Genomic DNA, 14,396 nt, shown 5'->3' on the forward strand with positions numbered 1-14,396 from the left:
GGTGTGGTCCTTCGATGAACGCGGCCGAGATTCCCGAGGGGACCGTCACGGTTCTCTTCACGGATCTCGTGGAGTCCACCAAGCTCAATCAGACGCTCGGCGACGATGCCGCCCGGGAGGTCGGACGCACCGTGGAGTCGATGGCTCGTCGGATCGTGGCCGACCACCGTGGCGTGCTCATCAAGGAGATGGGCGACGGCTTCATGGCCGCATTCGCCTCTGCCCGCCGGGCCGTCGCCGCGAGCCAGGAGATCCAGACCGAGATGGGGCGGCTGCGCCGTGACGGCCTCGACGACAGCGTGGCGATGCGGATCGGTCTGCACACCGGCGAGGTCCTCAGCGAGGACGGCGACATCCACGGGGAAACCGTGATCATCGCCAAACGGATCGAGGGACTGGCGCCCCCGGGCGGGATCCTCGCATCCGACACCGTTCATGGGGTGCTCGGCACAGCCCGCGACGAACTCGTCGATCAGGGCACGACCGAACTCAAGGGCATCGACGACGAATGGCGACTCTTCCTGGTGCCGGTGCCAGAGGACGAGGTCGGCCCCTCCGGCCTGTCCGATGCCGAGCCGACGCCCTATGTCGGCCGGATGGCGGAGCGCGAACAGCTTCAGCGAATGCTCGAAGCGGCAGCCGCCGGACACGGATCGATGGTGCTCATCGGGGGCCCGGCCGGCCTGGGGAAGAGCCGACTCACGAAGGAGGCGGCGGTCGTCGCCGAGCGGCTCGGCATGAACGTACTCACCGGCAACTGTCTCGACATGGAGTCGCCGCCGCCGTACCAGCCGAGCATCGACCATCTCGAGCAGGCGGCGCGGACGGCGTCGCACGACGGTTTCCGGACCGCCCTCGGCGAGAACGCCCCCGAGGTCGCAAAGCTCCTCCCGTCGCTGCGCCAGCGCTACGACGACATCCCCGACTCGCCCGACCTCACGCCCGAACAGGAGCGGCGCTACATGCTCCACGGCGTCGGTCAGTTCATCGAACGCGCCGCGCGCAACCAGCCGCTGATGCTCGTGTTCGAGGACCTGCACTGGGCCGACGAGTCGACCCTGCTGTTCCTGCGTCATCTCGGTGGTCGGGTCGGCGACATCCCCCTCGTGATCATGGGGACATATCGAGACGACGAGCTCGAGCCCGATCGGCCCCTCACGACAGCCATCGGTCCGCTGCTGCGCGATGTCGGTGCGGTCGATCTCCGGCCCCGCCTCCTCACCGAGGCCGAGGTCGAGGCCGTGCTGACCGCGCGGGCCGGTATGCCGGCACCGAAAGAGCTGCTCGATCTCGTGTTCGCGGAGACCCAGGGCAATCCCTTCTTCGTCGAGGAGCTGTATCGGCACCTCCGGGAGACGGGGAAGCTCTTCGACGAAGATGGTGGGTGGCGAGCGGGTTTCGAGATCGGCGAGACCGAGGTGCCCCAGGGTGTGCGGCTCGTGATCTCCCGACGGCTCGAACAGCTCGACGCCGACCACCGCAAGGCACTCGCGGCGGCCGCGGTGATCGGCCGCACGTTCCGTTTCGGTCTGCTCGAAGCCGCCTCGGGGATGGACGAGGACGCGCTGTTCGACGCGCTCGAGGCGGCGGAGCGGGCGCATCTCATCGAGGAGGCCCCCGGTGAGCGGGAGGCGCGCTACATCTTCATCCACGAGCAGATCCGCCAGACGCTGGTCGGGGAGCTGTCACTGGCTCGGCGCCAGCGCCTCCACCTTCGGATCGCGGATGCGCTCGTCGACTCGGGTGCCTCCCATCCGATCGAGCTCGCTCATCACCTGCATCAGGCCGGCCCGTCCGCTCCTGCCGAACGCGTGGTCGCCGCATCGATCGCCGCGGCGATCACCAACCTCGATGCGCTGGCGTTCGAGGACGCACTGCGCCACCTCCTCAACGCCGACCCGCTGGTCGACGACGCCGCCCGTCTCGAGTTCCGTCTCTTGCAGGTGAGCGCGCTGCGGGGCTCAGGTCGTGTCGACGACGCCCTCGTCGTCCTCGATGATGAACTCGGCGTGACCGACGACCCAACCGACCGGGTGACGTTGCGGCTCCAACGGGTGCAGCTCCTGAATGACCAGTACCGGGCCGGCGAGGGCCTCGACGACATCGGTGCCCTCATCGAGGCGGCTGCGGCCGACCCGTCGTTGGAAGTCGCGGTGCAGTTGGCCCGCGGCCGCGCCCACTACATCCTCTCGCTCGACGAGCCGGAGCACGCGCACGAGTCGAGAGCCGCGTACGAGGCCGCCTACGACGCTGCAAAGGCGCGGGGCGACCGTGTGAACATGGCCCGGGCGCTGCTGCCGACGACATGGTTCACCGACTACTGGGCCGACTATCGCGAGACCGCGCAACAAAACGTGGCCGAGGCGCTCGCTCTGGCCGAGGAGATCGGCGACGAGGACCTGATCCTCGATGCCGTCGCCGCGTCGCTGCACCGGGACGGTGCCGGGTTCGACGCGGCCCGCTCGGAGGATCTCCTCGCCCGACTCGAGGCCCGTCGTGATCCGGTGAAGCTCAACGCCCACTGCTTCTGGATGATGTGGCAGTACCTGGCCCTCGGCCGGTTCGACGACGCCGTGGCCACCTGCGACCGAGGGATCGAGCTGGCCGACCTCATCGGGACCGAGCCGGTGCAGTACGGGTCGATCAAGGCCATCGCGCTGGCCGAGATGGGCCGCTTCGACGAGGTCGCCGGTGCCATCGCCCAGGAAGTCACCGACGACGATCACCCCTTCGGGCAGGCGATGGCGTCGCTGGCTCGATCGGTGTATCTGTGCCGCATCGCCGCGTGGGAGCCGGCGGCGGCGTCGCTCGCCGACACCCTGGAGCGGGCCGATGCATTGAGTCGGGTCTGGATGCAGGTCTGGGCCGGCGCCCTCCTCTGGACGGTCGGTGCCCACCTCCAGGTCGAGTCCGGCACCGAGGTCGAAGCCATGACCTTGCTGCCGACCATCATGGGCGGCAGCCCGCGAGGCCTCGCCGCCGCGGAGATCGCGCTCGTCGAGGGACGCGCCGACGACGCGATCGACAGCCTCCGGCCGCTGCTCCCACGCGACGGTGACTGCCCGACGCGCGACACGCTGACGGCGCTCGAGCTGCAGGCCCGGGCGCTGCTGCTCGCCGGCGAAGCCGCCGCCGCAGCCGACGCCGCGGCGATCGGCACCGAGGCGGCGACCGCACTCGGCTACGGCTCTCTCCTGTGGCGGTTCCGGGCGGTGCGGGCTCGGGCGCTGGAGGCGACCGGTGAGGTCGACGCCGCCCGGCGGGAAGCCCGTGCGGCCCGGGTGGCGTTCACGACACTGGCCGACCGCATCGACGAGCCCGAGCTGCGCGAGTGGTTCGAGCGGCAACCCCTGGCGCCGGCACCATGATCCCGCGATGGGAAACCGCGATGCCGGAGAGCGTCGGCATGTCGTCGGAACGACTCGGATGGATGCGCTCGCTGATGGAGCGGCACGTCGCGTCGGGTCGGTCGCCGTCGGCGGCCGCGGTGGTCGTCCGCCGTGGCAAGGTCGTCCTCCAGGAGGCGTTCGGAGTCCAACGGCCCGGCGGCCCGGAGCTGGAGATCGACCACGTCTGGCCGCTGGCATCGGCCGGCAAACCGTTGACGGCCGCGGTCGCGATGACGCTCGTGGAGGAAGGGCACGTCGGCATCACCCAGCCGATCGTCGACTTCTTCCCCGAGCTACGGGGCAGCGGCAACGACGACGTGCTGGTCCACCACCTCTTCACCCACACGGCCGGCTGGGAATCGGCCCAACGCACACACCGCATCGAGGCCATGGTCGCCGATGGCTCGTTGCCGCCGCTGCCCGAAGGTCACAACTTCGTCGACCACATGTTCCGCTCGCTCGCCTTCGATCCCATCCGCAGTGCTGCGCCCGGCGAGCAGATGGACTACGACAACTCGCACTACACCCTGCTCTCGGAGATCGTCCGCCGGGTCACCGGTGACACACTCGACGCGGCGATGCGCACTCGGATCTTCGAGCCGCTCGGGCTCGAACGCAGTGCCGTCATCGTCGACGATGCGCTCCGACCCCACGTCGTGCAGCGTGCCCCGGGTCTGCCCTTCGGACCCGATGCGCTCCTGTCATTCGAGGGCGAGGTGTTCGAGTCGTGCGACTCGGGGGCGGCCGGCGTGTTCATGTCGCCGACGGACCTCGCCGCTTTCGGCCAGGCGATTCTCGAGGGCGGCTCCCTCGGGGCTGCCCGCGTCCTGGCACCGAGCACCGTCCGGTCGATGGTGACCAACCAACTACCCGGAGTCCCCGCCAAGTTCGGCGAGCGCCTGTTGCCAGAGGCGTCGTGGGGTTACGGCTTCACCGTGCGGCAACCACGCGGGTTTTCGTTCTTCAGCGGAGGGTTGACCCCGGACGGCACGGCCATGCACCCAGGCGCCGGTGGCATCAGCTATTGGATCGACTTCGAGAACGAGATCGTCGCGGTGTTCTTCGAGGTCATCACGAAGATGAGCGAGTTCTACGAACCGGTCTCGGGGATCTCCCACCGTCTGCAGGACGTGGTGGTCGGGGCGGTCGCGTCGTGACGCTCGAGGCGGCCGTCCACGATCCGGCCGAGGTCGGGATGTCGAGCGAGCGGCTCGATGACGCAGCGGCGCTGATGCAGCGTCAGTTCGACGCCGGCCGCTCACCGATGATGGCCGCAGTGGTCGCCCGGCACGGCAGGGTCGTCTTCACCAACGCGCTCGGCGACCAGTGGCCCGACGGTCCTGCCGTCACCGTCGACACGGTCTTCCCGATCGCGTCCATGTCGAAGCCGATGACTGCCGCCGTCGTGCTGGCTCTGGCCGAGCGTGGCGTGATCGGACTGAACGAGCCGGCCGCGCTCACGCTGCCCGAACTCGCGGAAGCCCACGGCGACGTCCTCGTCACCCACCTGCTGACCCACACGTCGGGGTGGCACGACGACGACCAGGCCGCCGCGCTCGAGGCCGGAATCGGCGCCGCACGGGCGTCGGTGCCGGCCGGGCGCGACCCGTTGACCCACATCATGTTGGCGTCGGGCTGGGCGGTGCCGCGGCGCTACCCGGCCGGCGAGATGATGTCGTACGGCAACTTCAACTACTCGGTCCTCGGTGAGCTCGTCCGCCGGATCACGGGCGGGTCGCTCGACGCGGCCGCGCAGCAGTACCTCTTCGAGCCACTGGGGATGACGCACAGCTGTGTCGCCCTGCCCGACCGACTGCGTCCCCATCTGATCGAACGCCCATCCGGCATCCCGTACGGGCCCGATCATCCGGGTAGCAAGATCTCGTTCAACGACCCGCTCTGGGAAGCGAGCGACGACGGCGCCAGCGGTTTCTACTCCTCGGTCACCGACATGACCCGCTTCTTCCAGATGCTGCTCGACGACGGGCGCGCCGGTGAAGAGAAGGTCCTGAGCCGCGGCGCGGTGCGGGCGATGACCACCAATCGGGTTCCCCACACACCCACCGAGGCGATGGGGCAGGTACACCGTGAGGCATCGTGGGGATTCGGATTCGCGGTGCCGAGCGGTGAGAAGTGGAAGCAGTTCGGGGGTGGCACCGTGAGCCGGGCATCGGCGTCCCACGGCGGCGCAGGCGGGATCGGTGGTTGGGTCGACTTCGAGCACGGGATCGCGGCGAGCTATGTCGAGATCGCCACCGAGGCCGACGAGTTCAACGTGCCCCTCTCGTGGGCCGCCAACCGGTTCGAAGACGTGATCACCTCCGCCGTGCTCGTCTGAGCTCGGCGAGCCGTTGCTCAAGCCAGGCTGAGGATGCTCCGCACGGTCGCGCCGCCCAACGCGGCGCCGCGGGCGTCACCGCCGCGGTCGGGCACGAAACGATTCGGCGTGTAGGCCCATGTGGTCCGCGAGTCCGGATCGGCGACGAAGGTCGAGCCGCCGTAGCCGCCCCAGTGCACCGAACGGGGGAAGGGGAGCGGCACCTCGTCGCCGGCGAGCGCGAAACCGAGACCCCAGCGGACGCGATCCTCCATGACCAGGTCGTACTCGTAGCGCTGCTCCTGCGCCGTGAGGGCGACCGACTCCTCCGACAGGAACCGTCTCCCACGGCTGGTTCCCGAGTTCGCGAGCACCGCGCCGAGCGTGGCGACGGCGCGGGCGTTCGTGAAGCCGACCGCGCCCGGATTGCATCCGGTCAGCCAACCCGTGGGCATCGGCCCCACCATCCGCGCGTCGAGTGGGTGGTCCACCCGGGCCGCGAGGGACCCGGGCCCGTTCGGGAAGACGCGGCGCTCCCTCGACTCGACGTCGGCGACGCGGGCGCGGTCGCGCTCCGCCACGCCGATCGAGAAGTCGGCGGCAAGCGGCTCGGTCAGCTCGGTTCGCAGGAACTCGTCGTAGGCGCGGTGTGTGGTGCGGCGAACAAGCTCGCCGATCAGATAACCGTAGGTCATCCCGTGATAACCGCTCGCGGTGCCGGGTTCCCACCAGGGTTCCTGGGCGGCGAGTCGGGCGACGCTCGCATCCCAGTCGCCGAGAATGGTCTCGATCGACGTCGGCGGGTCGAACCCGGCCACGCCGGTCTCGTGGCAGAAGATCTGACGCACCGGAATGTCGGCCTTGCCGGCGGCGGCGAATTCCGGCCAATAGGTGGCGATCGGCTCGTCCAGCTCGATCAACCGGCGATCGAGGAGCATCAGACCCACGATCGTCACCGCCACCTTCGACGTGGACGCCACCGAGACGATCGTGTCGCGACCCCACGGCCGCGTCCGCTCGACGTCGGCCCACCCGCCCCACAGATCGACGACCAGCTCGTCGTCGTGCACCACGGCGAAGGACGCACCCAGTTCGTTGCCGGCACGGAAGTTCTCCTCGAACGCGGCCCGAACCGCAGCGAACCGCTCGTCGCACGTGCCGGAGACCTCCACCCGGGGGAGCTTAGGTCGCGTCCCGGTGCCGGGCGGCCCGACCTCAGGCCAACCAGGGTTCGTCGAACTCCCATGGCTCGGGATCGTCGGGTCGTTCCTCGGGGCGAACCCGGGGCTCGGCCAGTGCCTTCGCCGCCACGACGCCGGCGGTGAGCCCGAACAGGTGGCCCTCCCAGGAGATGAAGTCCTGGGGCACCAGCCCGGCGATCAGGCTGCTGTAGAAGCCGAGCGCGATCAGCGCGGCACCCAGGGCCCGGATCCGGCGCTCGAAGACCGCTGCGCCGAGGATCGCCCCGAAGTAGGCGAAGACGACACCGCTGGCGCCGATGTGGATGCCGTCGCCGGCAAGCAACCAGGTGAGGCCTCCGCCGCCGACCACGGCCGCGAGCGTCACCCACGCCCAGTACCGCATCCCGCGCGCGGCGACCAAGCCCCCGAGGGCGAGCAGGGGCACGGAGTTCGACGCGATGTGGCCGTAGTCGGAGTGCAGGAACGGAGTCCACAGCACCCCGTCGAGTCCGCTCACCGTGCGCGGACGGATGCCGTTGCGCTGGAGTTCGTCGTCGAGAACGGTGGTGTCGATGATCTCGATCGCCCACATGGCGAGGAGGCCCATGACGAGAAGGCCCACCGGAGACCACAGCAGTCGCCAACGAGATCCGGTTGACGGGGCCGCCGAGTCCATCACGACACGGTATGCCGTGGAACCCGATCAGTGGTCGGAGCGACCCGTCAGTTGGGCCTGAGCCAGGCGGTGTCAGTTGGGCCTGTGCCAGGCGGTGTCAGTTGGGCCTGTGCCAGGCCTTGATCACCTGACCGCGGTCCTTGCGCAGGGCGCCCACCACACCGCCGACATCGAGACGGAACCGATCGGACTGCTTGACGTACTCGAGGCCCAGGATCTGCCGGTCGCCCTCGTTCGCACGCGTCGTGTAGACGACCCGGCACGTCGCCGTGGAGTCGCCGTCACCGATCGTCACCATCGCACCGACGTAGACCCGCAGGGTCCGGCTGACACAGAGGCTGATCCCGGTGATCGAGATGTTGAGCACTTCGGCCGAGATCGGTCGATTCTGCGGGTTCGGGTGCTCCCCGAGACGGAGATGGACCCGCAGTTGCTGTCCCGCGGAGAAACGCCGGACGAGGCGGTCGTTGCGTCCGGTTCGGTCGCCGGGGAGGCGACCCATCTCGGTGGGAAAGGGGTAGAAGGTCATCGCAGAAGACGGCGCGACGAGCGGCGCCTGTCCTCCTATCGGACCCGCAGTGGGCCGACCTGAGGTGTCGGGGCGCGAACCCCGGGTGCGACGTCACGCCTCCGGCGGGACGATCTCGACGAGGAGTTCCATGGACCGCACCCAGTCGTCGGCCGACTCCCGCCACGGTGCCGACACCACGTGCTGCACGCCGGCCTCGGCGTAGGCGGCCGCCTCGTCCGCGATGAGACCCGGATCCATGCCCTGCGGGTCCCAACCCGTCCGGTACGAGATCACGAAATCGTCGCCGGGCCGATCCGCGCGGAGACGTTCGATGATCGGCGCGAGATCGGCCGGGTCGGTGCTGATGGCATGGAAGCCGTCACCGTGGGCGATCGCTCGACGGAAGGTGGCCTCGCTGCCGCCGCCGATCCAGATCGGGATCCGATGGGCCGGCTTCGGTTGCAGCTTCAGCTCGTCGAATCGATAGTGGTCGCCGGTATGGGCGACCGGGTCCGACTCCCAGACGGCGCGCATGATCGCGATCGCCTCGTCGAGTCGCTTCCCCCGGTTGCCGAACGGCTGGCCGAGTGCGTCGAACTCGGCTTCCGACCAGCCCACCCCGGCACCGAGGATCACCCGCCCCTTCGAGAGCTGGTCCAGCGTGGCCAGCGCGTTCGCGAGCTGGAGGGGGTGGTACTGCGGCACCACCATGACACTCGTGCCCAGCCCGACCCGGGTCGTCGCCGCGGCTGCCCACCCGAGGGTCAGCAGCGGCTCGTAGAGGTAGGCCGACGGGTAGGACTGCGCGACCGGCCGCACGATGTGGTCGCTGACCCACACATCGGCGAAGCCGAGGTCCTCGGCCCGGCGGGCGACCGTGGCGATCGCGTCGGGCGACGCGGCCCGCCCGAACTGAGGAAGATGGATGCCGAGCTTCATGTGCCACCTCCGGGGGGCAGGTTCTCGCCGCGCGCGACGGGGAACCAGTGGTGATGGTGCGCGCCCGTGACCTCGTAGATCGCCGTGCCGGTCCACCCGTCGCCCGAGCGGACCTCCGTCTCCATGAGCCCGCCACCGACCGGCCCGTAGCGCTGGGCCCAGCGACCTTCCGTCTCGACCTCGATCACCCGTCCACCCTCGAGGGTGAACCACGAGGTGCCGGCGATGCCGCGGACATCGTCGCCGTCACGTCCGTACGACACCTCCGCTCCCGACCGGTCGGTCCAGTGCAGGTCGTGGCGGAAGTCGACGACCGGTACGGGATCGCTCATGTCGGACGGCGCGAAGCAACCGTCGGTGTAGACCCGGGCGCCGTTGGGGTACTCCCAGTGCCACACGCCGAGCATGCCCTCGTCGAACTGGATCGCGAACCACATCCACAGCGGGCAGCGGGCGTGATCGCGGATCCCCCACGAGTGGTCGCGCTGTCCCCACCAGTCGTTCACCTCGTAGGTGGTTCCCTCGTGGGTGTAGGTGCCGTTGTAGACGCCGCTCTGGACCATGTGCGACTGATCCCAGATGGTCTCGTGGCCGGCCTTCATGGTGCCGCGCCGGTAGCCGTTCTCCCGGGTGCGGGCGGTGAACGTCAGGTCGAGGGTGACCGGTGCATCGGGATGCTCGTCGACGCGCAGCCGGACCTCCCGGTACGGCTCGACGATCTCGATCGTCGCCGGCGGTACGACGAGCGTGTGCGGGTCGCCGTCGTAGTTCCGCACGTGGCGCGCCGCAGTCATCGTCCGCCCGACCCGACCGAGCTGCAGCACGTCCATGTGCGCGGCCTTCGGGAAGTGCGCCATCGTCAGGATGAGCACGTCGCCGAGCCCGTCTCGAGGGTGGGCGATGAAGAAGAGGCTTTCACGCCAGAAGTCGTGGTGCACCGCCACGTTCGGCAGCGGCTCGGGGATCTGGTGGACGAAGTACTCGTCCATCGCGGTCAACGGCACGCCCATGCCCGAGAACCCTACGGGCCGGTGCGGTTGCGGGCGATTCGGTAGGGTCTGCCCGGGACGCGAACGAGGGGGCCAGGAATGCCGGGACCGTTGGACGGAATCAGGATCGTCGATCTCTCGCAGATGGCATCGGGGCCCTACGCCACTGCACAGCTCGCCGATCAGGGGGCCGACGTGATCAAGGTCGAGGCCCCCGGGCTCGGCGACGGGATGCGGGCGTTCCCCTCCTTCTCGAAAGGGGGGCATGGCCGCCGTCACCGCGTCGTTGAACCGCGGCAAGCGATCGATCAGCGTCGACCTCGCCACCGACGCGGGCATCGGGGTGGCCCGCCGGCTCGTCGCCGACGCCGACGTGTTCCTCCAGAACTTCCGTCCCGGCGTCATCGAGCGCATGGGGCTCGACCCGGCCGACCTGCGGGCGACCAACCCCCGACTCATCACGGTGTCGGTCAGCGGCTACGGGCTCGAGGGCCCGATGCGCGACCTGCCCGTGTTCGACCCGGTCATCCAGGCGATCACCGGCCACATCGCGTTCCAGGTCAACCCCAAGATCCCGTTCCCGGATCTCGTCCGCAACGTGATCGTCGACAAATCGACCGCCTGCTATGTGGCCCAGGCGATCACCGCCGCGCTCTTCCACCGCGAACGAACCGGCGAGGGTCAACACATCGACATCTCGATGCTCGACTCGTCGCTCAACTTCTTCTGGCCCGACGGGATGATGAGCGAGACGTTCCTCGATGATGACGTGGTCGGTGGCATGACCATCGCCGACCTCTACTCGCTGACCGATTGCGCCGACGGCCAGGTCGTCTACTTCGCGGGCACGCTGCCGCAGCGGATGGGGCTCTTTCGGGCGCTGGGCCATCCGGAGTGGTGCGACGACGAGCGGTTCAACGGACTGGACCTCGCCTTGAACCCCGACAACTTCGCCCTGCTCGGCCAGTTGCTCGGCGACGCGTTCGCCGAGACGTCGGCCGCCGATCTGGCCGAACGACTCAACGCGAACGACGTTCCCTGCGGCCTGGTGACAGCGGTGGCCGATGTTCCCCACCAGGTCCAGGTGGTCGCCAACGACTCGCTGATCGAGTTCGAGGACCCCAACGCCGGTCGGGTGCGTCAGCCCCGTCCCGCGGCGCGGTTCCGTTCTTCCCCGTGCGAACCGACGTGGACATTGCCGCTCAACGGGGCCCACACGACCGAAGTCCTCGAGCAGGCGGGGTTCTCCTCCGAGGAGATCACGGCGCTGATGGCCGACGGAACGATCGCCTGAACGACACGGCGACTCCGAGGCGCGCTCAGTCGGTCCGGATCGGGCCGCGACGGGCCCGGGCGTCGGCAAGGCGTTGCTCGTGCTCTCGCTCCCTCGCCGCGGCCAGGAGTGCCGAGATCCGGGTGGTCCCCGTCGCCGGATACCTGGGGTCGGCGATCGCAGCCACGCGTTCGGCCTGACGTCGGTCGTTGACCCGGAGGTGGGGCGGGAGGAGTGTGTTGCGGCGTTCAGACATGGGGCGGAGGCCTGTGGCTCGGGTCGTGGGCGGGTGCCATTCGGACGGGGTGTATGGGTACAACGACCCACGAGCCGAGAAGTCGCGAGATTTCCCAACTTTTGCCGAAGGACCTTCTCGCTGAAGGACTTTCTCGCTGAAGGACCTTCTCGTTGAAGGACTTTGGTCCATGGCCCTTGGGCCCGGTCGGGTCGTACGGTCACGGTGGAGGACCGACATGACCTATCAACGCCTGACGGCGGCCGATGCCGCATTCCTGCATCTGGAGTCGCCCCGCGAGCCGCAGCACGTCGGATCGCTGTCGGTGCTGGAAGGCGGGCCGCTGCGCGACGAGACGGGCCGGATCCGGTTCGACGAGATCAAGGCCCACGTCGAGCGGCGCCTGGCGCAGGTGCCGCGCCTCCGCCAACGGGTGATGGAGGTGCCACTCTCGCAGGGGCGCCCGATCTGGGTCGACGACGAGCACTTCGACATCGACCACCACGTGCGTCTCACGGCGCTCCCGCGCCCCGGCGACGACCGGCAACTGGCGACCCTGATGGGTCGGCTCCAGTCGTTGCCGCTCGACCGCTCCCGACCGTTGTGGGAGCTGTGGATGGTCGACGGCATGGCCGGCGACGACGTCGCCATGATCATCAAGACCCACCACGCGATGGGCGACGGCATCGCCAACGTCGACATGGCGCTCGCGCTCGTCGATCTCGAGCCCGTGTCGTTCGACGGCGACGTCGAGCCGATCGATTGGACGCCCCGGCCGGCACCGTCCTCGCGTCGGCTGCTCGCGGATTCCGTCGTCGATCAACTCGCTCGTCCGCTCGACATCGTCAGGTCAGCGGTCGGCGTCGTGCGCAACCCCGAGCCGTTCATCAGCGCCGTCGGCAACGTGGCCAAGGCGGTGGGCGTCCTCGCGACCCCACCCGACGCCACACCGTGGAATCAGCCGGTCTCGGCCCACCGCCGGTGGACCCACACCGACATCCCGATGTCGTTGGTCGCCGAGATCCGCAAACGGCGTGACGTCACCCTCAACGACATCGTCCTGGCGGCGTGCAGCGGCGCCTTGCGCGAGTTCCTGCGCGATCGCGACATCGATGTCGACGAACCGGATCGCCGACTGACGGCGATGGTCCCGGTGTCGCGTCGTGGCGAGGATCAGCACGGCGACACACTGGGCAACCTCATCTCGGTGGTGATCATCGAACTGCCGGTCGCCGAGCCCGACCCCGCGGCCCGTCTCGAGACGGTGCACCAGCGCTGTGTCGAGGCCAAGGGGTCGGGGGTGGTCGACGGCGCGGAGATGATGGTCAGCCTCGCCGACGGCATCCCGGCGCTCGCGCCCACGCTCACGAAGCTGTTGACCAGGACGATCCCGATGAACCTCGTGATCACCAACATTCCCGGTCCACCGATGCCGCTGTACCTCGGTGGCGCGAGAGTGTTGCGGACATACCCCTATGTGGAGGTCCTGGACAACGAGGGGTTGACCATCGCGGTGGTGTCCTACGACGGCCAGCTGTTCTTCGGGGTGACCGGCGATCGTGACCTGTTGCCCGACCTCGACCTGGTTGCCGGGGGGATCGAGAAGGAGTTCCGGGTCCTCGTCGACGCGGTGATCCGCTAGATGCCGACGCCGGTGGAGCAGAGTTCGGCGATGGAAGGCAGCTACGCGCCCGCATTCGTCGACGTTGCCGAGACGTTCCGTCGTCAGCTCGATCGGGCCGGCGGCGGTGCCGCGCTCGCGGTGTACCACCACGGCGAGCTGGTGATCGATCTGTGGGGCGGCGAACGGACAAACGACGGTGACCCCTGGGAGGCCGACACCCTCGCGATGTGCTTCAGTACGACGAAAGGGGTGGCGTCGTTCGCTCTTCATCTCCAGGCCGAGGCGGGTCTGCTCGACTACGACGAACCCGTCGCCACGTACTGGCCCGAGTTCGCTCAGAACGGCAAGGAGGGGGTGACGGTCCGTCACGTGCTGAGCCACTCCGCCGGTCTCCATCGCCTGCGCAGCGTGATCGACGACGCCTCGGAGATGCTCGACTGGGACCACATGGTCGACCGTCTGGCCCGAGAAGCGCCGGCCTATCCGCCCGGTACCAGGACCGGCTACCACGCGCTCACCTACGGGTGGCTCGCGGGCGAGATCGTGCGACGGGTCACCGGCCGGCCGCTCGGTCGCGTGGTGGTCGACGACATCGCCGCGCCGCTCGCGCTCGACGGACTCTTTCTCGGCTGTCCGCCCGAGGAGCGACACCGGGTCGCTCCGCTCGAACACATGGGTCCGATCTTCGGCAACGCACCGAAGCCGATCCGTCGGGTCCAGAAGATCATCGGCACCCAGTTCGCGAAGACGCTGAGCCTCACCCGCGCACCCGTCAACACCAGACGGATGATCAACGCGCTCCTGCCCCGCGGGATGGAGGACGTCATCGTGTCGCCCGACATCATGGACGCCTCCATCCCCGCCGCGAACGGGTTCTTCACCGCCCGTTCCCTGGCGGCGATGTATGCGGTGTTGGCCGGGAACGGAACGCTCGGTGACGTGACCATGTTCTCGCCCGAGCGGGTCGCCGAGATCGGCACCCAACAGAACAACCGACGCGACCTGGTGCTGGTCATGCCGATGCGGTGGCGACTCGGCTACCACCGGGTGCTGGGAACGGGACGGACCGGCAAGGACGCGTTCGGTCACTACGGATTCGGTGGTTCCGGCGCGTGGGCCGATCCGACCCGTGACGTGTCGATGGCGATGACCTGCAATCGCGGCGGCGGCACGCCCGTCGGTGATGCCCGGGTGGTGAATCTCAGCCGAGCGCTGTTGGGCGCCGTCGACGCCTTGGACGGCCCGCCCGGATGAGTGCAGCC

General features: G+C 69.1%; 11 protein-coding genes and 1 pseudogene. 6 read left to right on the forward strand and 6 right to left on the reverse strand.

Annotated elements, in window-relative coordinates; translation table 11 throughout:
* Positions 1-14 precede the first annotated feature (14 nt).
* From R2707_19215 to R2707_19225, 3 genes are read left to right on the forward strand one after another with little or no spacing between them, the layout of a single operon-like run.
* Positions 15-3,368, forward strand: a complete 3,354-nt coding sequence (locus R2707_19215) for an AAA family ATPase (protein MEZ5247225.1) — start codon at positions 15-17, stop codon at positions 3,366-3,368.
* A gap of 20 nt (positions 3,369-3,388) precedes the next feature.
* Positions 3,389-4,546 (forward strand): serine hydrolase domain-containing protein, encoded by a 1,158-nt coding sequence (locus R2707_19220; GenBank protein MEZ5247226.1) that lies wholly within the window; start codon positions 3,389-3,391, stop codon positions 4,544-4,546.
* A complete protein-coding gene (locus tag R2707_19225; GenBank protein MEZ5247227.1) occupies positions 4,543-5,727 on the forward strand; it encodes a serine hydrolase domain-containing protein in 1,185 nt (394 codons plus the stop codon). The genes R2707_19220 and R2707_19225 overlap by 4 nt, the downstream gene beginning before the upstream one ends.
* A gap of 17 nt (positions 5,728-5,744) precedes the next feature.
* Here R2707_19225 and R2707_19230 read toward each other — a convergent pair whose 3' ends face one another.
* The 5 genes from R2707_19230 to R2707_19250 all read right to left on the reverse strand — a co-directional run bounded on the left by R2707_19230 (position 5,745) and on the right by R2707_19250 (position 10,023).
* Entirely contained in the window at positions 5,745-6,878 is a 1,134-nt protein-coding gene (locus R2707_19230; protein MEZ5247228.1) for a serine hydrolase domain-containing protein, read from the reverse strand.
* 43 nt (positions 6,879-6,921) lie between these two features.
* Positions 6,922-7,563: a rhomboid family intramembrane serine protease gene (locus R2707_19235; protein MEZ5247229.1), complete on the reverse strand. Its 642-nt coding sequence runs from the start codon at positions 7,561-7,563 to the stop codon at positions 6,922-6,924.
* A gap of 97 nt (positions 7,564-7,660) precedes the next feature.
* Complete coding sequence (locus R2707_19240; protein ID MEZ5247230.1) at positions 7,661-8,092, reverse strand: hypothetical protein; 432 nt, start codon at positions 8,090-8,092, stop codon at positions 7,661-7,663.
* Positions 8,093-8,185: 93 nt separating this feature from the next.
* Positions 8,186-9,013 carry a TIGR03619 family F420-dependent LLM class oxidoreductase gene (locus R2707_19245; GenBank protein MEZ5247231.1) on the reverse strand — a complete coding sequence of 276 codons (828 nt, stop codon included), beginning with the start codon at positions 9,011-9,013 and terminating at the stop codon, positions 8,186-8,188.
* The gene (locus R2707_19250) at positions 9,010-10,023 is read right to left on the reverse strand and encodes a hypothetical protein (GenBank protein MEZ5247232.1); all 1,014 of its coding nucleotides are present in this window, start codon (positions 10,021-10,023) and stop codon (positions 9,010-9,012) included. Before R2707_19250 ends, R2707_19245 begins: the two co-directional genes overlap by 4 nt.
* 238 nt (positions 10,024-10,261) lie before the next feature.
* Between R2707_19250 and R2707_19255 the strand changes: the two are divergent.
* Positions 10,262-11,296 (forward strand): annotated as a pseudogene (locus R2707_19255) (CoA transferase).
* Between the two features lie 25 nt (positions 11,297-11,321).
* Here R2707_19255 and R2707_19260 read toward each other — a convergent pair.
* The gene (locus R2707_19260; protein MEZ5247233.1) at positions 11,322-11,531 is read right to left on the reverse strand and encodes a hypothetical protein; all 210 of its coding nucleotides are present in this window, start codon (positions 11,529-11,531) and stop codon (positions 11,322-11,324) included.
* A 217-nt stretch (positions 11,532-11,748) separates the two neighbouring features.
* On the opposite strand from R2707_19260, the gene R2707_19265 reads away from it, so the two are divergent.
* Positions 11,749-13,152 carry a wax ester/triacylglycerol synthase family O-acyltransferase gene (locus tag R2707_19265; GenBank protein ID MEZ5247234.1) on the forward strand — a complete coding sequence of 468 codons (1,404 nt, stop codon included), beginning with the start codon at positions 11,749-11,751 and terminating at the stop codon, positions 13,150-13,152.
* A 30-nt stretch (positions 13,153-13,182) separates the two neighbouring features.
* On the forward strand, positions 13,183-14,388 hold the full coding sequence (locus R2707_19270) for a serine hydrolase domain-containing protein (protein MEZ5247235.1): 1,206 nt from the start codon (positions 13,183-13,185) through the stop codon (positions 14,386-14,388).
* Positions 14,389-14,396 lie beyond the last annotated feature (8 nt).

The organism is Acidimicrobiales bacterium (genome assembly GCA_041394245.1).
Classification (GTDB): Bacteria; Actinomycetota; Acidimicrobiia; order Acidimicrobiales; family Aldehydirespiratoraceae; genus JAJRXC01.

What these genes read in the sequence shown, in the direction of transcription:
- R2707_19215 (MEZ5247225.1), top strand. Translation starts at nt 15, where the DNA reads ATGAACGCGGCCGAGATTCCCGAGGGGACCGTCACGGTTCTCTTCACG.
- R2707_19220 (MEZ5247226.1), top strand. Translation starts at nt 3,389, where the DNA reads ATGCCGGAGAGCGTCGGCATGTCGTCGGAACGACTCGGATGGATGCGC.
- R2707_19235 (MEZ5247229.1), bottom strand. Translation starts at nt 7,563, where the DNA reads ATGGACTCGGCGGCCCCGTCAACCGGATCTCGTTGGCGACTGCTGTGG.
- R2707_19240 (MEZ5247230.1), bottom strand. Translation starts at nt 8,092, where the DNA reads ATGACCTTCTACCCCTTTCCCACCGAGATGGGTCGCCTCCCCGGCGAC.
- R2707_19245 (MEZ5247231.1), bottom strand. Translation starts at nt 9,013, where the DNA reads ATGAAGCTCGGCATCCATCTTCCTCAGTTCGGGCGGGCCGCGTCGCCC.
- R2707_19250 (MEZ5247232.1), bottom strand. Translation starts at nt 10,023, where the DNA reads ATGGGCGTGCCGTTGACCGCGATGGACGAGTACTTCGTCCACCAGATC.
- R2707_19260 (MEZ5247233.1), bottom strand. Translation starts at nt 11,531, where the DNA reads ATGTCTGAACGCCGCAACACACTCCTCCCGCCCCACCTCCGGGTCAAC.
- R2707_19265 (MEZ5247234.1), top strand. Translation starts at nt 11,749, where the DNA reads ATGACCTATCAACGCCTGACGGCGGCCGATGCCGCATTCCTGCATCTG.
- R2707_19270 (MEZ5247235.1), top strand. Translation starts at nt 13,183, where the DNA reads ATGGAAGGCAGCTACGCGCCCGCATTCGTCGACGTTGCCGAGACGTTC.